This is a genomic window from Flavobacterium potami (assembly GCF_020026915.1).
GTDB lineage: Bacteria > Bacteroidota > Bacteroidia > Flavobacteriales > Flavobacteriaceae > Flavobacterium > Flavobacterium potami.
This window is the reverse complement of the sequence record NZ_JAINUY010000004.1, coordinates 317,634-338,142: the sequence shown is the minus strand read 5'-3', so window position 1 is coordinate 338,142 and position 20,509 is coordinate 317,634. Positions and strand designations below refer to the sequence as shown.

Here is a 20,509-nt window from a genome sequence, read left to right as displayed (position 1 = left end):
AAATTTCAACGCTAAAATTTAAGAAATATTGTACAAATAGTATTTCTAAACCTGAACCCTCTTCCACTTTCCTCTTTTATAAAAAAAGATTCCTGCCAAGGTAATCGCAGTTTCAGCAACCGGAATAGCAATAAAAACTCCCGTTGGTCCCATATTAAAATGTTTTGCCAATACAAAAGCTAAAGGAATTTGGAATAGCCAAAAGCCGAAAAAATTAATTCCAGTTGGTGTCCAAGTATCTCCTGCTCCATTAAAAGTATTGATCAAAACCATTCCAATTCCGTAGAAAATAAATCCGATGCTCATGATTTGTAAAGCTTCAATCGCAATGGTTTTTACCTGTTCATCATTCGTAAAAAATGAGATAATATATTGTCCAAAAGCTAAAGTAATAATCATAATCGAAGCCATGAAAATCACGTTATATCTCGCGGTTGTGTAAACTGATTTTTCGGCACGTTCGATTTGTTTGGCTCCTAAGTTTTGTCCAACCAAAGTAGCGGCCGCATTACTCAATCCCCAAGCTGGAAGAATAAAAAACATCATTATTCTCAAAGCCGTCTGATATCCTGCCGAACCATGATCTCCTCCTGTTGTGGCTACTAATTGCGCCAAAAAAATCCAGCTGCAAGATGCAATTACGAATTGTAAAATTCCAGGAGCCGCAATTTTTATTAAAGCTTTTATCTGTTTGAAATCTGGAGCGAAATATGAAACTTTAATTTTTAAAACTCCATTTCCAAAAAACAAATGATAAACCTGATATAAAACTCCAATACTTCTTCCAATAGTTGTTGCCAAAGCTGCACCAATTAATCCGAAAGCTGGAACTGGTCCGAAACCGTTAATTAAAATTGGGCATAAAATAATGTTGCAGATATTGGCAATCCAAAGACTTTTCATGGCTATTGCTGCATTTCCTGCACCACGAAATATTCCATTTATTAAAAACAAAAGCATAATACACAAACTAGAACCAATCATAATTTGTGTAAATTGATAACCGTGCTCAGCCGATTCTATAGAAGAACCCATTAAAATCAAAATATCTTTCGCATAAATAATTCCGAAAATGCTCAACAAGCTATTAACTGCAAATGCTACAATAATAGCTTGCATACCTGCTTTTGCTGCAGAAATCGGATCTTTTTCTCCAATACGTCGCGCTACAACTGCTGTTGCCGCCATACTCATTCCGATGGCAAGAGAATAAATTACAGTCAATACCGATTCGGTTAAACCAACGGTCTGAATAGCAAAACTGCTATGTTCCAAATGCCCAACAAAATACAAATCGACTAATGCAAAAACCGATTCCATCATCATTTCTAAAACCATAGGAATGGCTAGAAGAATTACGGCTTTTTTTATACTTCCAGAAGTATAGTCAAATGATTCGTCACCTTTTAAAGCTTGTTTTAAAGTGGTAAAAATTTTAGAAAATAGACTTTTCTTTATCGTTGTTTCTGTCATGATATTTTAGGATAAATGATAATATTGGCCCAAATATTTTATAATCTGAGCTAAAAAAAGTAAACGTAAGTATCCTAATTATTCTAAAAAATAAAATAGGATTAGGCAGAAACAATCATATGCTGTAGTAATTTATGGCGGTAAATATAAGTAATATTTCTTAGTAAAAATTACTCAATCAATTTTTTGCTAACACGACTGCTTGCTATTAATGAAGCGACAAATCCTAAAGAAATAATAGTTGTCATCACAATTAGCACATTTTCTACGGTAAAAACTACGGGATATGCAAGTGTTGGAGTAATCATGATCAACTCAAATTGTTGTTGTAAGATTACCAAAATTATGCCCAATACCAGTCCTATTAAACCGCCAAATACACTTAGTAATGTTCCTTGAAGTAAAAATATTCTGCGAAGGTGATTGATGTCTGTTCCAAGATTGAAAAGCGTTTTTAAGTTTCCTTTCTTTTCTAAAATCATCATGATCAATGCTCCGATTAAATTGAAAAGTGCCACAATAATTACCAAAGTAAAAATCAGATAAACGGCAATATTTTCTGTGTTGAGCATTTTGTACAATGACTCGTTTAACTGCGCTCTGTTCTTTATCGTAATTTTATTTTGAAATATTGATTTCAGTTGTGCATTGATTGCATTTTCATCTGCATTTGGTTTCAATTTAAATTCGATTCCAGAAATCTGATTGGGTTTATACATTAGTAACTCCTGTGTTAGACCTAAATCTGCAAACACATATTTTGAGTCTAAATCTTCGCTGATAGAATAAATTCCAACAGGCAGAACATCTGTTTTATTGAATGCTTCTTCCGGATTATCGATTGCTCCTTTTCCTGGTTTTGGCGCAAAAATCTGAAGCGGGTTTTCAAAATCTAGAATTCCTAAAGAGAAATTTTGAGCTAAACCATATCCAATTACAACCTGAAAACTATCTGGTTTTAGCCATTGTCCATTAAAAAGTTTTTTTCTGATGTCATTAACACCAGCATAAGAACTATCTACTCCTTTTAAATAAGTAACTTGTTGTTTGTCTTTAAATAAAAACAAAACTCGTTCTTCGATAATTTTTGTGTAAGAAACAACGCCGTTGATTTTCTTAATTTGATCTTCCTGATTCGGAGTAATTAAAAATGATTTTCCATAGGTCGTAACCAATTTTAAATCAGGATCTATTTCATTTGTAAAGGAGAGACTGAAAACTTTTAATCCGCTAAAAACGGATAAAACCACAAACAAAGCCATCGTACCAACAATGATTCCCATGCTGGCAATACGATTAATGATATTGATAGCATTATTTTTACTACTGCTAAAAATATAACGTTTGGCTATGTATAAAGGGAAATTCAATTTATGATTTTCTTCTTTTTTCTAAAAGATCACGATTTTCTATTGGATTTTCTTTTCCAGCAAGTGCATTGTCGATTTTTTCGATATAATCTAAAGAATCGTCAATAAAGAAAACTAAATTTGGAACACGACGTAATTGCAAACGAACGCGCTGCGATAAATCATGTTTTATTAAAGTAGTATTTGTTTTTATTGCTTCTAAAGTTTCTTTTGCTTTTTCTTGTGGAAAAATACTTAAATATACTGTCGCTACAGATAAATCTGTAGTTACACTTACTTTGGATACTGAAATTACCAAATTAGTAATTCCGTTTTTTCGCACTTCACCTTGCAAGATATCAACCAGATCTTTCTGAATGACACCGCCTATTTTTTTCTGTCTATTTGTTTCCATACTGCAAAAATACTACTTTTAAATTTGACTCTAAACAATTTCTAAATGAACAATAGAATGATTTTTATCTCTATTAATCGTTTTCTTAAAATTAGAATCTCTTCTTTGCTCTTTTTTCACCTACTAATACTCTTATTTTCAGCTTTTAAAGATGATAAAAATCATATTATTTGTATGAAATATTTTACACCTTTATATAGAATAATAACCAAAATATCATGAAAAAAAGAGAACCAATTAGTCACATTATGACTAAAACCGTAGTGACTGCAAATGAAAATGATGGACTTAAAACCGTAGTCGAAAAATTAAAAGCAAATGCAATTCGTCACATTCCGATTGTAAGAGGCAAAGAAGTAATTGGAATTATAAGCCGAACCGACGTTAACAGACTAACTTTTGGAGCCTTGTTTGAAGGTCAAGAAAATGCCGATGAAGCAATTCTAGAAATGTTGACCGTTCCTCAGGTAATGACTTCAAAACCAAAAACCGTGACGCCAGATACCATTATTAGAGATTTAGCTGAAATTTTTGTAAAAGAAGATTTTCACGCTCTTCCCGTTGTTGATAAAGGCGAACTTAAAGGAATAGTAACCACAACCGATGTAGTAAAATACTTTTTAGAACAATACGATTAAACTAAAATTGAAATAAAAAAGGGAGCTTAATTGCTCCCTTAAATTTTTATCTGCTTTGCAGCCATCCTTCCGGATTATTATTTGAAGTGTTTTGCATAATCAGGAATTTAATAATTGTTTTTCCTGTATCACCACTTGTTCTAACTCTTCCTATATTTTGTTTAATTGTTACTTTATCGCCCTGACTTACTGAAACTGAGCTTAAGTTTTGGTATACCGTAAAATAGTCTCCATGCTGTATAACAACCGCTTTATTTACTGGAGATAAAACGATAACTTTTGAAACTTCTCCTGCAAATACTGCTCTGGCACTGGCGCCATCTTCGGTCGTAATTTCAACTCCTGAATTGTGTACTGTAATTGAAGGGTGCAACGGGTGTGGCTGATCTCCATATCCTAGAGAAATAAATCCTTTTTCTACAGGCCATGGCAGTCTTCCTCTGTTTGCTTTAAAATCTGCCGCAAGAACTTTATCTTCTGGAGTCATTACAATTTTAGAAGAAGAAACAGGCGCTTTTGTCTCTGCAGAACCAGGATTTGCTTTGGCTCTTTCTGCTGCAGCTTTTCTATTGGCTTCTGCAATCGCTTCACGAATTAAACGATCAATTTGTCTATCAATTCTTTTAGATTCACTTTGCTTAGATCGAATATCTGCAGCGATTTTATTTTTATCTTTTTTAAGCGAATTTACCAATTTTTGCTGCTCTTTTTTTTCTACTTCAAGAGTCACTTTTTCTTTTTGGTTTTCGGCAATAATCTTCTTTTTAACCTGTCTTTGTCCGTCTAATTTTGCGTTAAAATCAACTAATTGAGCTGTTTTAGATTGAATTTCAAGACCTTGATTTTTTCTAAAAGCGGTATATTGTTTTAAATATTGCGCTCTCTTATAAGCTTGTAAAAAACTTTCAGAAGACAAAATAAACATGGCACGGCTTTGTTCTGAACGACTTTTGTATGATTTTAAAATCATCTCGGCATAGTCTTCTTTTAAAACCTTTAATTCTTTTTTCAGCTTATTAACCTGAACCTGATTAATGTACATGTCGTTGCTAATCAGTCTTTCCTGCTTTGCAGTTGTATTAATTAATTTCTCTTTAAGTTTGATTTTATTAGCCTGAATTAAATATTCATTTACAGCAGATTTCTCTTTTTTTCGAACAGATTGAAGCATTTTTTCATTGTCTCTGATTTCCTGTTGAATTTGAGCTTTACGCTGTTCCAGTTTTTCTTGCTGAGAATCCTGCGCCCACACAAATGTAGTGGCACATATTAAAACTAGACTTAGGAGAAATTTTGGCATGTTTCTATTTTTATTTTGCAAATTTACTGAATTGTAACTTTTTTATAACCACTCGGAACACTGTAAGGAAAAGAAAGTTCTTCGTTAAATGAAATATTATTATAATTTAAATTAATATTCGTCTTTCCTTTAGGCTGAACAGCATTGATTTCTATACTTGTTGGAAGGATTCCTTGATTGAAAACTTTATTGTCTGAATAATTGATTTGTAAATTTCTGTTTTCTGAAGGTTGCGAAATCTCTTCTTTTTGAATCAGATATTTTTCGCTGTCTAAGAAAAAAGACTTCTTTAAATTACTCTCTTTTTCTTCATCCAATCTAAAAAGATTATCTACAATTGTCTGTGTATACTTTCCTTTTCTTAAATCGTCAAATGCTTCACCAACCAATAAGTTCTGCACTTTGTTATAATCTAAATCTGTTCCTAACCATTTACTTAAACTTGTAAAATCACCTTCATAATATGTACTGTTTATTTTTTCGTAATAACTTACTGAAGAAGGTGTTATCAAGGCTTTTGCCATTGTGATTCCTAAGAAACGTACGCTTATTAAAATCTGCTTGTCTTTTTCAATTCTGATGTCTGCACTAACATTTTGGCTTTGCTTTTCATCAACGTATTTTGCACTTGCTTTTATGTACAGGGTAGAAAAATCTAATTTATTTTCATAATGTTTTTCTATTACCTTTTTGTCTTCTTTTGGCGCAACTGTTTGGCTTGTAGACCCTTGTACTGCAACTGCTTTTGTTTTACACGAAATAACAGCAATTGACAATATTAGGATTGATATATACTTTTTCATCTGGATTCTTATTTTATTTTTTCTTTTTTAATATTTCATTTGCCTTCAAAAAGTATTCCTCTTTTTTTCTGGCATCTCCCAATCCATTATATGCTTCTCCCAATTGAATATTAAAATTTGCTTCTAATTTTGCATCGTCTACAACATAATCAAGACCCATTTCTAAAACCGTTTTAGCATTTTTAAACTGCTTTATCTGGTTGTTTCCTAAACCGGCATAATAATAAAACTGCGCTTGACTTGGGTAAACTTCAATCAGCATCATTGCTCTTTTGGTCATTGGATCGTATTGTTTTACCTGAGAATAGGCTTCTAACAATAACATATTCGTTTCCAGATCTGTGTCTGAATGTGCCTTTAAATCTTTTTCGTAATATTTAATTGCATTTTCGAACTGACCTTTACTATGATAAAATTTTCCAATCTCTTTAGCAACATCAACGTCTTTATCGTTATCAAAATACGAAATGGCTTTTTCTAAATCTGCTGAATATTGTGGATTCTTATTCACATAAATCAAAAACTCATTCAAAGTTCTATGTTTGATTTTTGAATCAATTTTTGAACTTGCCAAAATCACATTCATTGATTTTATAGCTTTATCAGCCTGATTCGCATCCAAATATCCTTTAAATAGACTCACCTGTGCCCATTCAGAAGTTGGAATTTCTTTCGCCAATTGTTTGGCAACATTTAAAGATTTCTCATTTTCATTATTTTTTGAATATAAAAAAATGAGATTTACATAATTGGATTCTTCCTTTGGATCTTTTTTAATCTGCTCAATTAAATTGTCAATTTCAGCATTTTGGTATTTTCCTTGAGATAAAATCTGTGCTTTATAAATTTCACGATCAGAAGATTTTCCGAACTTTTCATTCATTTCGTTAATTGCAATTAGAGCTTTATCATACTGATTGGTAATCATGTACAACGAAATTAGATCGTCTTTGTATTCTTCGTCAAAGACAATTATTTTCTGAATGATTTCTATTGCTAACGCATAATTTTTGGTTTCGTAACTTACATCGTAAATTCCGAGCCAAAACCATTTATTTTTAGGATCAATCTGTGTTGCTTTTTCAAAAGCATCTTGCGCATTTTGATATTGTTTAAGCGCAAAATAGTTTTTTCCTAATTCAAAATAAGCAACTGCATCATTGGGTTTTAGTTTGATACATTTCTCCAATGATACAATAGCTTTATCATAATTTTCAATTCCTTTTTGTTTTAATGATTCATAAAATGAGTCTTGATATTCATCTGTTGCCATAGCAATATCTTCGGGTTCTGTCTGTTGCGCAAAAACCGAAAACGATGTGCTAAATAAAGCAAAAAACAATACCGTAAAAACTCTTTTTCTGATCATTTCTAAAAATTACATTTTAAACAAAACGAAACTTTCTTAATTTTTATTTTATTCTAAAACAGCGTAATCACCAATACTAACGCTGGTAAATTTACCGTCATAACGTACATGGTTTCCGATCATTGCATTGTCTAAATCAGCATTTTTGATTTGAGAATACGTTTGAACTAAACTGTTTTTTATTGTACTGTCTGTTACATGACATCCTTTTCCAAGAGAAACATTTGGTCCGATTGTAGTGTTTTTTAAAACCACATTTTCTCCAATATAACAAGGAGGAATAATTGTCGAATTTTCTAAAGTCACACCATAATCAACTAAATGCTCACCATCGTTATGAAGGAAACCTAACATTCTTGTATTGGTTTCAACAGTAACATCTTTGTTACCGCAATCCATCCACTCGTCAACACTTCCGGTTTTAAAAACTTTTCCGTTGGCCATCATCGCTTTAATACCATCATTGATTTGGTATTCTCCACCATTCTGAATATTATTATCCAAAACATTTTGAAGTTCATTTCTTAAAACACCAACTTCTTTAAAATAATAAATTCCGATAACTGCCAAGTCACTTACGAATTCTTTTGGTTTTTCAACCAACTCTATAATTTCATTATTTTGGTTCAGTTTTACAACACCAAAAGCTTCTGGCTGATCTACTTGTTTTACCCAAATTACAGCGTCTGCTTCTGGATCTAATTCAAAATCTGCTCTAATTAAAGTATCTGCATAAGCAATTACAGCTGGCCCTGAAAGAGATTCTTTTGCACACATGATTGCGTGACCTGTTCCTAATGGCTGATCCTGACGATAGATGGAAGCTTTTGCACCTAATCCTTGAGCAAGATCTTCTAAACTTTTTACAACATCATTTCCAAAAAAAGCCTCGTCTCCTAAAATAAAAGCCACTTCTTCAATCGGTTCTTTTAATATTTTAGCAATATCTTCAACTAAACGATGTACGATAGATTTTCCTGCAACAGGAATTAATGGTTTCGGTACTGTTAATGTATGAGGCCTCAATCTCGATCCACGGCCTGCCATTGGCACTATTATTTTCATTCTTTATTCGATTTTATACGAAGACTTAAAAAAATCTTCTTGGGGTTTGGTCTTTCTTTTAATTTTTGAATGAAAAACACTTATTTCACTCCAGTGCTTCCGAAGCCTCCTTCACCTCTAGATGTTTCAGAAAGTGTTTCAACTTCAATCCATTCTGCTCTTTCATGTTTAGCTACAATTAGCTGGGCAATTCTCTCTCCATTTTCAATAACAAAATCGTCATTAGATAAATTTACTAAAATTACTCCTATTTCTCCTCTGTAATCTGCATCAATAGTTCCAGGAGAATTCAATACCGTTACTCCTTTTTTAGCCGCCAGACCGCTTCTTGGTCTAACCTGCGCTTCGTAACCAATTGGTAATTCAATAAAAAGTCCTGTTTTTACAATAGCTCTTTCTAAAGGTTTTAACGTAATTGATTCTGAAATATTGGCACGCAAATCCATTCCTGCAGAAGCAATAGTTTCATAATTTGGTAAATCGTGCTGAGATTTATTGATAATTTGAATTTTCATTTTGTATGTATAAATTTTTAATGCGTGTTATTTTCTCTTCATTATACCTTTTATAGTGTCTTTTTCGAAATGATAAACAAGATACATAAAAGCTAAAAGAAGCGGAATTCCAACATAATATTTCTCTCTAAATCCGTAAAACGAGATAATGGAAAATAATATAGAAACACCTAAATAAGCGCCAATTTTGTTCATGTCATAAGGAATTGGATAATATTTATTACCTAAAACATAAGATATAAGCATCATACTTCCGTAGGCAGAAATAGTAGCAATTGCCGAACCGTAATAACTATATTTTGGAATTAATAAATAATTTAAAACCAATGTTACGATTGCACCAACTATAGAAATGTAGGCCCCGATTTTTGTTTTGTCTGTCAGTTTATACCAAACCGATAAGTTGTTGTAAATTCCTAAAAAGAAATTGGCCAATATAATTAGAGGAACCACTTTCATTGCTTCCCAATAAGACTTATTGTCTAATAAAAGATATTTTAAAACATCTGCAAAAACGATTACACCTAATAAAATTAAAGATCCAAGAATTACAAAATATTTAGTAATTACGGCGTACGTCTGAGGTGCATTTGCATTTTTTGCATGACTAAAAAAGAAAGGCTCGATTCCTAATCTGAAAGCTGTTGCAAAAAGAACCATAAATAATCCTAATTTATAACAAGCCGAATACGCTCCGACTTCAGATTTTGCCAAATTTTCTGGAAGTAAGTAACCTAATAGAATTTTATCAAAATGTTCGTTTACTGCAAAAGCTAATCCAGCAACCAAAATTGGGAGTCCGTATTTCATCATTCTTCTCCAAAGCTCTGGATCAAATTTTCGCCCTAGCGAAAGATAATTTGGAGAAAGAACTATAAATGTCGCCAAACTTGCCAAAAGGTTAGCAATGAAAATATAGGCTATTTGAAAGTTTTCTACATATAAATTATCCCAAACAGAATTAGGGTGTGTAGCGGCCAATGTTGGCAAATACATTAAAAAGAATATATTCAGTAAAAGATTAATGACAACATTTCCAATCTTGATCGCTGCATAAACCATCGGCCTTTGATTGGCTCTTAGTTTAGAAAACGGAATTAGAACTAAAGCGTCTAAAACCAAAATCCAAACGGTGTAGGTAATATACTGAACATCGACCTCTGCAAGATTCGCTAGTGTATTTCTAAAAATTAAAGCAACAAAAAGGAAAATAATTGAAGTCCAAAATATTGAAATTGTAGAAGTTGCAATTACATTTTTCTTATCATCTTCGGCACTATAAAATCTAAAAAATGCCGTTTCCATTCCATAAGAAAGAACTACGTTAAAGAAAACCATCCAAGACAATACAATTGAAACTTCTCCATACTCAGCAGTTGGCAGAATTCCTGTATATAATCTCACTAATAAAAAACTCAACATTCTCGGTAAAACTGTTGCCAGTCCGTAAATTGCCGTTTGCTTAAATAGATTTTTATATAATCCCAAAATATAACTCTAATAATGTTTGTAAGACAAAAATAACCATTTCTTTTGTTTAATGGCGTATTTGTTGTTGCAATAAAGAAAAGTTATGTTTGTTTTCTAAACTGTCATTTTCTTTTCGTCCAAGATTTTTACAAAATGAAATCCCTTTGGTACATATCCTTGATTATAATAGAATCGGTGCGCTCCAAAATTTCCTGTAAATGCATCCAAAACGATACTGCTGCAATTTAATTCTATTGCTTTCTTCTCCATATAATCTGTTAACATTTTTCCTATACCTTTAGATCTGTATTCAGGATTTACGACAAAATTATCGATTTCAAGATATTTGCCTGTCCACAATTTTGTTGCAGACCAACATCCTGTTAGACCAAGGCAGATCTCATTTTCAAAAACTGCAATTTGAGTATAATTATGCGGCAGCATTTCTTCAAGGAAAGATTCATATTTTTCTATACTCAACTGAGGATACAGAAATTTGATAGTCTCAATTTGAGCCATCATTTCATTAATTGTAGTAAGCTCTTTTATATGAAGATTCATGGTTTTTACTATTTAATATAATCAAAATTACTTAACAACTTAGTTAACAGTTACATAATTAACACTTAAGAACATGTGAAATATATAAAAGATGACAGAAAATTATGTAACAATTTTTTACGACTCTCTTCCTAAATTTGTTTCACAGGGATTGAGAAAGCTAAATACAACCCTTATAAAAAAGGAAGCACTGGGACTAATAAAGCTTGTTTGTTCCCATAAAAGACAAAGCATAAAGGGATTGAAGTTAGCTAAAATGTAACCCTTAAAAAAAAACTAAGCACTGGGACTAATAAAGCTTGTTTGTTCCCATAAAAGACAAAGCACAGGGATTGATTCTGCTGAAATGTAACCCTTAAAAAAACAGAGCATTGGGATTAATAAAGCTAGTTTGTTCCCATGAAAGACAAAGCACACAGAGTTATCTGTCTATTTTTATAAAATGGTAGTGATTCTCAAATTTTTTAATAATTTGAGAATCACCATTTTATAAAATTATTTTTAAAAAAGAAAACTTCCAGAATAAAGAAAAAGCCAGCTAATGCTGGCTTTTCTTTTATATATTATGGATAAATTATCCATTTAAAGCTTCTGCTCCACCAACGATTTCTAAAATCTCACTTGTAATAGCAGCTTGACGTGCTTTATTGTAAGTAAGTTTCAATTGGTTTCTTAATTCAGTAGCATTATCTGTTGCTTTGTGCATTGCAGTCATACGTGCTCCGTGCTCAGAAGCAAATGAATCACGAATTCCTTTGTACAATTGTGTTTTTAAAGACTTCGGAATTAAAGTCAAAACAATTTCTTCTTTTCCTGGTTCAAAAATGTAATCTCCAGTAGAAGCTTTTGCATCAGATTTAATAGGTGCTAACGGTAAAAACTGTTCTACCTGAACAATTTGAGTTGCAGCATTTTTAAACTGATTGTAAACTAACTCAATTCTATCGTATTCTCCAGATAAAAATTTCTCAGTCAAATTATCTGCAATTCCAGCAACATTTTCAAAAGTTAAATGATCAAAAATTGCATTATGATGACCGTGAACTTTATGCGATTTGCTTAAAGCATCATTTCCTTTTTTACCAATAGCAAAAATATCAACTTGCTTTCCAGCGTAAAAGTCTGTACGGTTTTTAATCTCTTTAATAATATTTGAATTGAAAGCACCACATAAACCTCTGTTTGAAGTTATAGCTACTAACAATACTTTTTTTACTTCACGTTGTGTAGTGTAATCACCTCCTACTTCACCTTCAAGTGTTGCAGAAAGATCTTGCAATAACTCCGTTAATTTCTCGGCATAAGGACGCATTGCAGTGATTGCATCTTGTGCTTTCTTCAGCTTTGCAGCAGAAACCATTTTCATAGCCGATGTAATTTGCATCGTCGATGAAACGGAAGTAATTCTATTACGGATTTCCTTTAAATTTGCCATCTATTAATTAGAAAATGTGACAATTTGCAAATTAGACAATTAGAATAATGATGTAACATTATCTAATTATCTAATTTACTAATTATCTAATTAGTTATATTTTGCTGAGATTTCTTTTGCTGCTTTTTCGATAACATCTGTAATAGCGTCATCTAATTTACCAGCTTTCAACGCGTTAAGCGTATCTTTATGTTTACTGTTTAAGTAAGCTAAGAAATCAGCTTCAAATTCTTTTACTTTATTTACAGGAACGTTTCTTAATAAGTTTTTAGAACCAGCGTAGATAATAGCTACTTGGTTTTCAACTGTATAAGGATCGTTTAATCCTTGTTTCAAGATTTCAACGTTTCTTTTACCTTTTTCAATTACGTTTAAAGTAACAGAATCTAAGTCAGAACCAAATTTAGCAAAAGCTTCTAATTCACGGAATTGAGCTTGGTCTAATTTTAAAGTTCCAGAAACTTTCTTCATAGATTTAATTTGAGCATTACCTCCAACACGAGATACAGAGATACCTACGTTAATTGCAGGACGAACCCCAGAGTTGAACAAATCTCCATCAAGGAAAATCTGACCATCTGTAATAGAGATTACGTTTGTTGGGATATATGCAGAAACGTCACCAGCTTGAGTTTCGATAATTGGCAATGCAGTTAATGAACCACCACCTTTTACGATAGATTTGATAGAATCTGGTAAATCGTTCATGTTTTTAGCGATACCATCATCAGCGATTACTTTACAAGCACGCTCTAATAAACGAGAGTGTAAGTAGAAAACGTCTCCAGGGTAAGCCTCACGTCCCGGTGGTCTTCTTAATAAAAGAGAAACCTCACGGTAAGCAACAGCTTGTTTAGATAAATCATCATAAACGATAAGAGCTGGACGACCAGAATCTCTAAAGTACTCTCCAATAGCAGCACCAGCGAATGGAGCGTAAACTTGCATTGGAGCTGGATCAGAAGCATTAGCAGCAACGATAACTGTATAAGCCATTGCTCCTTTTTCTTCTAACATTTTAGCGATTCCTGCTACAGTTGAAGCTTTTTGTCCAATTGCAACATATATACAGAATACAGGTTTTCCTGCATCGTAAAATTCTTTTTGATTTAAGATTGTATCGATACAAACAGTTGATTTACCTGTTTGACGGTCACCGATTACAAGCTCACGTTGTCCACGACCAACTGGGATCATAGCATCTACTGCTTTTACTCCTGTTTGTAATGGCTCAGTTACTGGCTGACGGAAGATAACACCAGGTGCTTTTCTTTCCAAAGGCATTTCGTATAAATCTCCACCGATTGGTCCTTTTCCATCAATTGGAAAACCAAGAGTGTTAACAACACGTCCTACCATTTGCTCACCTACTTTAAGAGAAGCAATACGTTGAGTTCTTTTTGCAGTAGATCCTTCTTTAAGTCCAGTTGATGGTCCTAAAAGTACAACTCCAACATTATCTTCTTCAAGATTCAATACGATACCTTCCATACCGTTATCAAATTCTACTAACTCTCCATATTGTACATTAGATAGCCCGTAAACACGAGCAATACCGTCTCCAACTTGAAGTACTGTTCCTACTTCCTCTAGCGTAGCACCAGATTCAAAACCTTCTACTTGCTTTCTTAATATTGCTGAAATTTCAGCAGGTTTGATTTCCGCCATCTTAATTTATAATTTAGACACTTTATTGTGTTATAAAAACTAATTACTTAACTCTCTTTTTAATACTTGTAATCTGTTTGCAACAGAAGCATTGTATTGCTTGTCACCTATTCTCAAAATAAATCCACCAATAATTGAAGGATCTACTATATTTTCAATTGTAATTTTTTTATCTGATAAAGTTGCAACTTTTGCTAAAACTTTAGCTTCTAAAGCGGCATCCATTGGAATTGCAGTAGTAACTCTTGCTACTTCAACACCATTATTTTCATCAAATAATTTATTGTATTCTAATGCAATTGCTTTTAGAATTTCAAATCTTTTGTTTTCGAATAATAAATGAAATAATCCTTTAGTAACTCCATTTACATCTGCGAAAACTTCTAGAAGAGCACTTTCTTTAACTTCAACTTTTGTAGTTGGATTTTCAATAAAAGTACTTAATTCTGAATTTGTTTCAATTGCATTTGCAATTGATTTCATATCGTTATTTACAGCTTCGGCAACACCTTTAGAGTTTGCTAAGTCTAGAATTGCTTTTGCATAACGAATCGCTGCTCTTGTACTTGCCATAATCTTAGTTTAACTTTACGTCACCTAACATTTTCTCAACTAATTTAGTTTGAGATTCTTTGTTAGATAATTCTTCTTTCAATAATTTTTCAGCGATACTTAATGATAAAGTAGAAACTTGAGCTTTTACTTCAGCCATAGCAGCGTTTTTCTCGCTTTCGATAGCCGCTTTTGCTTGCTCGATCATTTTTTGACCTGCTTCTTGCGCTTCGTTTTTAGAATCAGCAATCATTTTCTCTTTCATTTCACGAGCTTCTTTCAACATCGCGTCACGTTCTGCACGAGCTTCATTCAAAATTCTTTGATTGTCAGCTTGTAAATTTTCCATTTCTCTTTTTGCATTTTCAGCAGAAAGCAATGCATTTTTGATACCTTCTTCTCTTGCAGTAATAGAATCCATAATTGGTTTCCATGCAAATTTTACTAAAAGCAAAATTAATACTAACAAGATTAAAGCTTGCCAAAAGAATAAACCGAATGAAAAATCGTTAATTAACTTATCCATTTTATATAACTATATTAAATATTTAATTTCTTTTTTTAAAGTAACAACACCTTTAACCAACCGTTAAAGATGTTGTTATTTTTTTCTTTATTATTTTCCTAAGATTAAAGCAGCGAATGCTAAACCTTCTAATAAAGCAGCGATAATAATCATCGCAGTTTGGATTTTACCAGCAGCTTCTGGCTGACGAGCAATAGCGTCCATAGCAGATCCACCGATTTTACCTAAACCTAAACCTGCACCGATTACTACTAAACCAGCACCTACTAAAGTTGGAATTGTTCCCATAAGTATTTATATATATAAAATTAAACTTCTAATTAAATGATTGCATTTTCTTCTTCGTGTCCGTGATCATCATGGTGGTGATCTTGAACTGCCATACCAATAAACAATGATGATAACATTGTAAAGATAAACGCTTGTAAGAATGCAACTAAAACTTCAATTACAGAGATAAACAATGTCAATCCTAATGAGATTGGCAAATCTGCTGCTAAATTTTTTCCAACAAAAATCATTGCGATCAAACTCATAATTACTACGTGACCTGCAGTAATGTTTGCGTACAAACGAATTAATAATGCGAATGGTTTTGTTAGTGTTCCTAAAATTTCAATTGGAGCTAAAATAATTTTCATTGGAACAGGCACTCCTGGCATCCAGAAAATGTGACCCCAATAATCTTTATTTGCACTAAATTGTGTGATTAAGAAAGTAAATGCTGCTAAACAAACTGTGATAGCAATATTTCCTGTAACGTTAATTCCTAGTGGAGTCATTCCTAATAAGTTTAACAACCATACGAAGAAAAATACAGTTAATAGGTATCCCATGTATTTACGGTATTTTTTCTCTCCAATATTAGGAACAGCAATTTCATCTCTGATGAAAATGATAAGTGGTTCTAAAACTCTACCGAATCCAGTTGGGATTGGTCCTTTTTTGTATGATTTTGCTAAACCAGTAAACATTAAGAATAATAATACTGCAACAAAAAGCATTGAAACAACATTTTTTGTAATAGAAAAATCTAATGGTTTTTCGTTTTCTGGATGTCCGTGCTCATTAAAGTTAATTGTTCCAGCTGCATCTGTTTTGTAAATTTTACCGTGAACTAATTTGTAAAAGTTTCCATCAACTTCTGCAACAGCTTCACCGTGGTGTAATTTTGAAGAAGAGAAAATTTTCAATCCTCCATCAATTAATATAACTGGCAATGAAAAACCATAACTTTTATTTTCTTTCTCATCTTGAAAGAAAACAAAATCGTGAGAATCTTGTAAGTGGTGATCAATAAAAGCATCCACTTTTGCTTTTGGATCAAGAGCTGCGTGCTCTCCTTCCGCAGGAGCATCATGTGAAATTACTTTCTCTTCGTGAGCTGTTTCTGTTTGTACATGCGTTGAATCATTCTCTGAGTTTGCAAAACCCATAATTGGTAGAGAAGCTACAAAAGCTGCTAGAATAAAGCTGAGTGGTTTGTTTGAAATCACCATATCTTGGAAAATCTTATTTTTTACGTTTCTAAAATTTGGTGCAAAGGTACATTTTTTATTAATATTCAAAAGGATATGAAAAATTATTTTTAAACCTTGTTTTAAAGAATTGTTATTTTAACGCTTTTCATTTAATAATCGGACAGTTAAAAGCGTCTGAAATAACAAAAACAGCACAAATGTTATAAAAAAACTAATTTTCTCAACACTAGTTTCTCCTTTTTCACTTTTTAAGATTGGCTGTAAAACTAAATATGCCAATAACATTTGTGTAAAAGTTCCAAATAAAAATGCCATTCCGACGATTTCAAAATTCTTCTTTTTTACTACTAATAATATAAGGTATAATAAAGCCGAAATTCCGAAGAAGAATAAATAAAGTATTTCAAAACTATAATGGAAGTTTTGAATATTGATTTCGAAAAAAAAGAAAATTGCTTTATGAAGAATATAGGTTACTAAAGCAACACAAAATAAATAAAATACTGGTTTGTAATTTTTTGAAAGCATTTGAAATAATTTTGGTGCAAAGATGCAACTTTTATCTCAAGCTATTTTTACTTACAATCTACTTTGTTTTGTTAATATCATTTACCTGCCTGATTACATTGTACAAGGCAAGTCCAACACCAAGGAGCACAAAAATGGTATTATAATAAACTTTAGGACTTGGATGATTTTCATCAAGCCAAGTTCCTAAATAAGAAAACAGAAAAATAATTACTCCCATTTGAAAGGGAATATTAATAAATGCCAGCCATTTATTTCTTCTACTATTCTTCGGTTCCTTTTCCATCTTCTAACATGATTACCTGATTTGAATGTGCTAGCATAGTGCAGGTTGCTGTAAAGTCGGCTCCTGGTTCTATTGATAATTTGCCAACTGCAACTTCTCCATGAATTTGAGCTGTCGATTTGATATTAAGGATTTCCAGAACTTTAATTTTTCCATGAAATTCTCCTTCAATATCAGCATTGTTACAGATTATTTCGCCCTTAACAGATCCTTTGGCGCCAATTACGATTTTACCTTGAGAAGTAAAATTTCCAATCAATTCGCCGTCTAGTCTAAAATCGGCTTTTGAGACAATGTCTCCTATTATTGATGTTCCTTCTACAATTCTATTCGTTTTTCCTAATTGTTCAGTTCCGTTTTTTTTTACTTTTTCAAACATGGCGGTTAAGTGTTAAGGGGCTTTTGGGGTCAAGTACGCTTCCAGATTCTTTTTGATCTGTACGATTTTATAATTATCTGTCGATATAATTATTGCAGGATCTGCAATTTTATATTTTTTATCATCTCTGAAAACTCCGGCAATATCTTTTGCATAAGCTTCAGACTTTAAACCATGAATAACTACAAAACTTTCTGTTTTATTGTATTTATCCAAAGATGTTGTCAATCTTTCGAAATTTTCAACTAACAAAAACACCCTAATTGCTTCTTCAATTTTTTTAACCGTTTTTGTATCAGTATTGGCAACTCGATACAAAATTTTCCAATTTTTATTGTCAACATCTGTAAAAGCAAGTTTTTCTAAAACAGGAACTTGTTTTTCTAGAAGCTCTCTGGCATTTTTACCTTCTTCACTATTTGGGTAATTATCTGCTACGTTTTCGAGACCTTTTTTATAGGCTTCTAAACCATTTACTTTTCCTAAAGTATTGGCTTTTAATAATTCATATTTCGAAACAATGTCATCACCAGAATATTGATTAATCAGGTTGTCAATATTTGCCAAGACTTCATCAAATTTTTCTTCTTCAAAAAGTTTATACCATTTTTTGTATTCTGTATCAGGACTAGAACTCGAATCGTCTGTTTTATTATTTAAAATCTGCGCATATCTTGAATCTGGATATTTTGATGATATTTCGGCTTTTATTGCCTCGGCTTTTGCCGGATTTGTAATCTGGTATATTTTATACAAATTATACATCGACGGCAATACTAACTTTTCTTCAGGATTGTTGCGTAATAATTGCTCTAGTTTGTCGCTTGCCAAATTATATTCTTTGAACTTCTCCTTATATATAAGTCCCAATTGATAGTAAGAGAAATTACGTTCTTTACCAATACTGTCCATCGCAGACTGCGTTGTTGGAAGTTGCTTTACATAATAAGCGACAGTATATTTCTCTGCAACGACAGTATCATTTATCGGATTTGCAATTTCTTTGTTTGCAATTGTATCATTCATTGCCTGGTCATTAGCAGATTTTACTCCTGCCAATCTCCAGTTACCACCCAAAGTTCTGGTTCCCCACATTTTCTTGAATTGCAGTTTTCCGTAAGCAACTGTTGTTGGATTGTAAAAATAAAATGTACTTACATTATCATTGGCACCTACTGGCATACCAATAAATTCTGGTTCTGATGATTTTCCTAGAGATTGCGGATTAACAGCTCCATTACCTGAAACTTCTGAACGAGAATTAAGGTCAATATTGGCCAATCTCTCTTTTTCCTTTTCTTCTAAAAGTCGTTTTGCTTCGTCTTTCTTTTTTAGTTCTGCAATATAATTTTCAAAGTAAATTTTTCTTTCAGTTGCTGGCAGATTGTATACCTTAATAATACTGTCGTTACGTTTTGCTATGGCTTCGTACTTAATTACGTTGTCAAGGTTTTTTCTGTTTTTTTCTATGAATGCGAATTCTCTCGTTTTTGGATCCAGTTTTACCAACGTACTGTCATAATATTTTGCAGCCATTGTATAATCTGTATTTTTAAAATACATATTTCCAATGTTTCTGTACGCAGAAGCCATTAAATAAGGGTCTTTTGATTTTCTTCTTAATGATTTGTTATAGAAAACGAGAGCATTTTTAGTGTCTTTTCTTTTATCATAAAAATTACCCATCTCGTAAAAAAGGACATCATAATAAGGACGGTTTTCACGATCTGCAACTAACTTATTGTACATTTTTAAGAAAATCGTATCGTTTCCTTTATCATAATCATACATCTGAGCTTTCTTTGCATAAGCATGCATCATGTATTTACGATCTGCTTTTCTGTTTAAATCAATGACAGCATCATAAAAATAATTAGCACTGTCGACCTTTCCTTCAGCTTGATACATTTGCCCGAGAATAAAACGGTATCTTGCACGTTCTTCATTTTTTCTTGTAAACTCTTCCGCAATTCTCAATCTAGCAACTGCACTGTCTTTTTCTTCTATATTCAAAAATGCTTCTGCCAAAAGAGCATTGGCATCTGCATAAGTTTGTTTATCTAAATCTGTCTTTTTAAGTAAAATTTTGATGTTTTTAAGTGCAATTGCATCGTTTCCTAAACGCATATTGGTTTTTTCACGCCATATTTTTGCCGTGTAAATATTATTGCTTTCAGGATATTTATACAAAATATAATTGAATGCCTCGATAGCCGGAATAAAACGCTGATCATAATATCGTGCTTTTCCTAGCATAAGATATGCTTCGTCAATCTGCCAGTTTCTTTCTCTTCCTCCAATATTCATGGAATGTTTCTGAATCGCTTTCGTTGCTTTTGTTTCTGCTTTTTCAAAATCAGGATTTTTAGCTTTTTCTCCTTCAGAAAAATTTTCGTCAAACTGCATTTTTTCAATTGGCAGCTGTTTCCAAAAATTGTCCTCATTATTGGCCTGAATAGCCAGTAAACCTTTGTCCAGACCAATTCCTCCATTGTACAAAATATTATATTTTGTTCCAATAGAGTGCGAACTTCTGGCCAAAAAGGTATTTTTTTTGGTAGAACAAGCTATCAAAAAGAATAAAAAAAGGAGAGTAAAACTATATTTAAGAGTATTCTTTTTCAATAGAAAACAGTTTAAAACAGATAACTACTAAAAATCAGTTTTAGTATATTCATTTGTAAAAATACGCTTCT

The 20,509-nt window shown here is 32.3% G+C and carries 21 protein-coding genes; 1 reads left to right on the top strand and 20 read right to left on the bottom strand.

From position 1 onward, the window contains the following. Nucleotides 1-45 precede the first annotated feature (45 nt). The 3 genes from K6T82_RS13745 to rbfA all read right to left on the bottom strand — a co-directional run bounded on the left by K6T82_RS13745 (nucleotide 46) and on the right by rbfA (nucleotide 3,237). On the bottom strand, nucleotides 46-1,473 hold the full coding sequence (locus K6T82_RS13745; protein WP_223706626.1) for an MATE family efflux transporter: 1,428 nt from the start codon (nucleotides 1,471-1,473) through the stop codon (nucleotides 46-48). A gap of 170 nt (nucleotides 1,474-1,643) precedes the next feature. Beyond that, the gene (locus K6T82_RS13740) at nucleotides 1,644-2,843 is read right to left on the bottom strand and encodes an ABC transporter permease (RefSeq protein ID WP_223706624.1); all 1,200 of its coding nucleotides are present in this window, start codon (nucleotides 2,841-2,843) and stop codon (nucleotides 1,644-1,646) included. Nucleotide 2,844: 1 nt separating this feature from the next. Then, nucleotides 2,845-3,237, bottom strand: a complete 393-nt coding sequence (gene rbfA / locus K6T82_RS13735) for a 30S ribosome-binding factor RbfA (RefSeq protein ID WP_095930618.1) — start codon at nucleotides 3,235-3,237, stop codon at nucleotides 2,845-2,847. A gap of 218 nt (nucleotides 3,238-3,455) precedes the next feature. Between rbfA and K6T82_RS13730 the strand changes: the two genes are divergently transcribed. Beyond that, a complete protein-coding gene (locus K6T82_RS13730; RefSeq protein WP_223706620.1) occupies nucleotides 3,456-3,875 on the top strand; it encodes a CBS domain-containing protein in 420 nt (139 codons plus the stop codon). Between the two features lie 46 nt (nucleotides 3,876-3,921). Here K6T82_RS13730 and K6T82_RS13725 read toward each other — a convergent pair whose 3' ends face one another. The 17 genes from K6T82_RS13725 to porW form a co-directional block, all read right to left on the bottom strand. Beyond that, the gene (locus K6T82_RS13725) at nucleotides 3,922-5,175 is read right to left on the bottom strand and encodes a murein hydrolase activator EnvC family protein (protein WP_223706618.1); all 1,254 of its coding nucleotides are present in this window, start codon (nucleotides 5,173-5,175) and stop codon (nucleotides 3,922-3,924) included. A 23-nt stretch (nucleotides 5,176-5,198) separates the two neighbouring features. Further along, a complete protein-coding gene (gene lolB1, locus K6T82_RS13720) occupies nucleotides 5,199-5,978 on the bottom strand; it encodes a lipoprotein insertase outer membrane protein LolB1 (protein ID WP_223706616.1) in 780 nt (259 codons plus the stop codon). Between the two features lie 13 nt (nucleotides 5,979-5,991). Beyond that, complete coding sequence (locus K6T82_RS13715) at nucleotides 5,992-7,347, bottom strand: tetratricopeptide repeat protein (protein WP_223706614.1); 1,356 nt, start codon at nucleotides 7,345-7,347, stop codon at nucleotides 5,992-5,994. A gap of 48 nt (nucleotides 7,348-7,395) precedes the next feature. Beyond that, nucleotides 7,396-8,412, bottom strand: coding sequence for a sugar phosphate nucleotidyltransferase (locus tag K6T82_RS13710; RefSeq protein WP_223706612.1), 1,017 nt, complete (start codon nucleotides 8,410-8,412; stop codon nucleotides 7,396-7,398). 80 nt (nucleotides 8,413-8,492) lie between these two features. Beyond that, nucleotides 8,493-8,927, bottom strand: a complete 435-nt coding sequence (gene dut / locus K6T82_RS13705) for a dUTP diphosphatase (RefSeq protein ID WP_223706610.1) — start codon at nucleotides 8,925-8,927, stop codon at nucleotides 8,493-8,495. 27 nt (nucleotides 8,928-8,954) lie between these two features. Then, nucleotides 8,955-10,415 (bottom strand): lipopolysaccharide biosynthesis protein, encoded by a 1,461-nt coding sequence (locus tag K6T82_RS13700; protein ID WP_223706608.1) that lies wholly within the window; start codon nucleotides 10,413-10,415, stop codon nucleotides 8,955-8,957. 96 nt (nucleotides 10,416-10,511) lie between these two features. Continuing rightward, nucleotides 10,512-10,958 carry a GNAT family N-acetyltransferase gene (locus K6T82_RS13695; RefSeq protein WP_223706606.1) on the bottom strand — a complete coding sequence of 149 codons (447 nt, stop codon included), beginning with the start codon at nucleotides 10,956-10,958 and terminating at the stop codon, nucleotides 10,512-10,514. Between the two features lie 574 nt (nucleotides 10,959-11,532). Next, entirely contained in the window at nucleotides 11,533-12,393 is an 861-nt protein-coding gene (gene atpG / locus K6T82_RS13690) for an ATP synthase F1 subunit gamma (protein WP_223706601.1), read from the bottom strand. Between the two features lie 90 nt (nucleotides 12,394-12,483). Beyond that, nucleotides 12,484-14,061, bottom strand: a complete 1,578-nt coding sequence (gene atpA / locus K6T82_RS13685; RefSeq protein WP_223706599.1) for a F0F1 ATP synthase subunit alpha — start codon at nucleotides 14,059-14,061, stop codon at nucleotides 12,484-12,486. A 39-nt stretch (nucleotides 14,062-14,100) separates the two neighbouring features. Continuing rightward, on the bottom strand, nucleotides 14,101-14,634 hold the full coding sequence (gene atpH / locus K6T82_RS13680; RefSeq protein WP_223706596.1) for an ATP synthase F1 subunit delta: 534 nt from the start codon (nucleotides 14,632-14,634) through the stop codon (nucleotides 14,101-14,103). Between the two features lie 4 nt (nucleotides 14,635-14,638). Beyond that, a complete protein-coding gene (locus tag K6T82_RS13675; RefSeq protein WP_223706594.1) occupies nucleotides 14,639-15,139 on the bottom strand; it encodes a F0F1 ATP synthase subunit B in 501 nt (166 codons plus the stop codon). A gap of 90 nt (nucleotides 15,140-15,229) precedes the next feature. After that, the gene (atpE, locus tag K6T82_RS13670; protein WP_008465835.1) at nucleotides 15,230-15,427 is read right to left on the bottom strand and encodes an ATP synthase F0 subunit C; all 198 of its coding nucleotides are present in this window, start codon (nucleotides 15,425-15,427) and stop codon (nucleotides 15,230-15,232) included. Nucleotides 15,428-15,459: 32 nt separating this feature from the next. After that, the gene (atpB, locus tag K6T82_RS13665; RefSeq protein WP_223706593.1) at nucleotides 15,460-16,638 is read right to left on the bottom strand and encodes a F0F1 ATP synthase subunit A; all 1,179 of its coding nucleotides are present in this window, start codon (nucleotides 16,636-16,638) and stop codon (nucleotides 15,460-15,462) included. A 117-nt stretch (nucleotides 16,639-16,755) separates the two neighbouring features. Further along, entirely contained in the window at nucleotides 16,756-17,148 is a 393-nt protein-coding gene (locus K6T82_RS13660; protein WP_223706590.1) for a hypothetical protein, read from the bottom strand. Between the two features lie 58 nt (nucleotides 17,149-17,206). After that, nucleotides 17,207-17,434, bottom strand: coding sequence for an AtpZ/AtpI family protein (locus tag K6T82_RS13655; RefSeq protein WP_223706588.1), 228 nt, complete (start codon nucleotides 17,432-17,434; stop codon nucleotides 17,207-17,209). Then, the gene (locus tag K6T82_RS13650) at nucleotides 17,412-17,813 is read right to left on the bottom strand and encodes a bactofilin family protein (protein ID WP_223706586.1); all 402 of its coding nucleotides are present in this window, start codon (nucleotides 17,811-17,813) and stop codon (nucleotides 17,412-17,414) included. Before K6T82_RS13650 ends, K6T82_RS13655 begins: the two co-directional genes overlap by 23 nt. 12 nt (nucleotides 17,814-17,825) lie before the next feature. After that, nucleotides 17,826-20,438, bottom strand: coding sequence for a type IX secretion system periplasmic lipoprotein PorW/SprE (gene porW / locus K6T82_RS13645; protein WP_223706584.1), 2,613 nt, complete (start codon nucleotides 20,436-20,438; stop codon nucleotides 17,826-17,828). Nucleotides 20,439-20,509 lie beyond the last annotated feature (71 nt).

Excerpts from the sequence above, each read along its gene's own strand:
- atpG (WP_223706601.1), bottom strand. The coding sequence starts at position 12,393 with ATGGCAAATTTAAAGGAAATCCGTAATAGAATTACTTCCGTTTCATCG.
- atpE (WP_008465835.1), bottom strand. The coding sequence starts at position 15,427 with ATGGGAACAATTCCAACTTTAGTAGGTGCTGGTTTAGTAGTAATCGGT.
- atpH (WP_223706596.1), bottom strand. The coding sequence starts at position 14,634 with ATGGCAAGTACAAGAGCAGCGATTCGTTATGCAAAAGCAATTCTAGAC.
- lolB1 (WP_223706616.1), bottom strand. The coding sequence starts at position 5,978 with ATGAAAAAGTATATATCAATCCTAATATTGTCAATTGCTGTTATTTCG.
- rbfA (WP_095930618.1), bottom strand. The coding sequence starts at position 3,237 with ATGGAAACAAATAGACAGAAAAAAATAGGCGGTGTCATTCAGAAAGAT.
- atpA (WP_223706599.1), bottom strand. The coding sequence starts at position 14,061 with ATGGCGGAAATCAAACCTGCTGAAATTTCAGCAATATTAAGAAAGCAA.
- K6T82_RS13655 (WP_223706588.1), bottom strand. The coding sequence starts at position 17,434 with ATGGAAAAGGAACCGAAGAATAGTAGAAGAAATAAATGGCTGGCATTT.
- K6T82_RS13730 (WP_223706620.1), top strand. The coding sequence starts at position 3,456 with ATGAAAAAAAGAGAACCAATTAGTCACATTATGACTAAAACCGTAGTG.
- K6T82_RS13675 (WP_223706594.1), bottom strand. The coding sequence starts at position 15,139 with ATGGATAAGTTAATTAACGATTTTTCATTCGGTTTATTCTTTTGGCAA.
- atpB (WP_223706593.1), bottom strand. The coding sequence starts at position 16,638 with ATGGTGATTTCAAACAAACCACTCAGCTTTATTCTAGCAGCTTTTGTA.
- K6T82_RS13715 (WP_223706614.1), bottom strand. The coding sequence starts at position 7,347 with ATGATCAGAAAAAGAGTTTTTACGGTATTGTTTTTTGCTTTATTTAGC.
- K6T82_RS13745 (WP_223706626.1), bottom strand. The coding sequence starts at position 1,473 with ATGACAGAAACAACGATAAAGAAAAGTCTATTTTCTAAAATTTTTACC.
- dut (WP_223706610.1), bottom strand. The coding sequence starts at position 8,927 with ATGAAAATTCAAATTATCAATAAATCTCAGCACGATTTACCAAATTAT.
- K6T82_RS13695 (WP_223706606.1), bottom strand. The coding sequence starts at position 10,958 with ATGAATCTTCATATAAAAGAGCTTACTACAATTAATGAAATGATGGCT.
- K6T82_RS13725 (WP_223706618.1), bottom strand. The coding sequence starts at position 5,175 with ATGCCAAAATTTCTCCTAAGTCTAGTTTTAATATGTGCCACTACATTT.
- K6T82_RS13710 (WP_223706612.1), bottom strand. The coding sequence starts at position 8,412 with ATGAAAATAATAGTGCCAATGGCAGGCCGTGGATCGAGATTGAGGCCT.
- K6T82_RS13660 (WP_223706590.1), bottom strand. The coding sequence starts at position 17,148 with ATGCTTTCAAAAAATTACAAACCAGTATTTTATTTATTTTGTGTTGCT.
- K6T82_RS13650 (WP_223706586.1), bottom strand. The coding sequence starts at position 17,813 with ATGTTTGAAAAAGTAAAAAAAAACGGAACTGAACAATTAGGAAAAACG.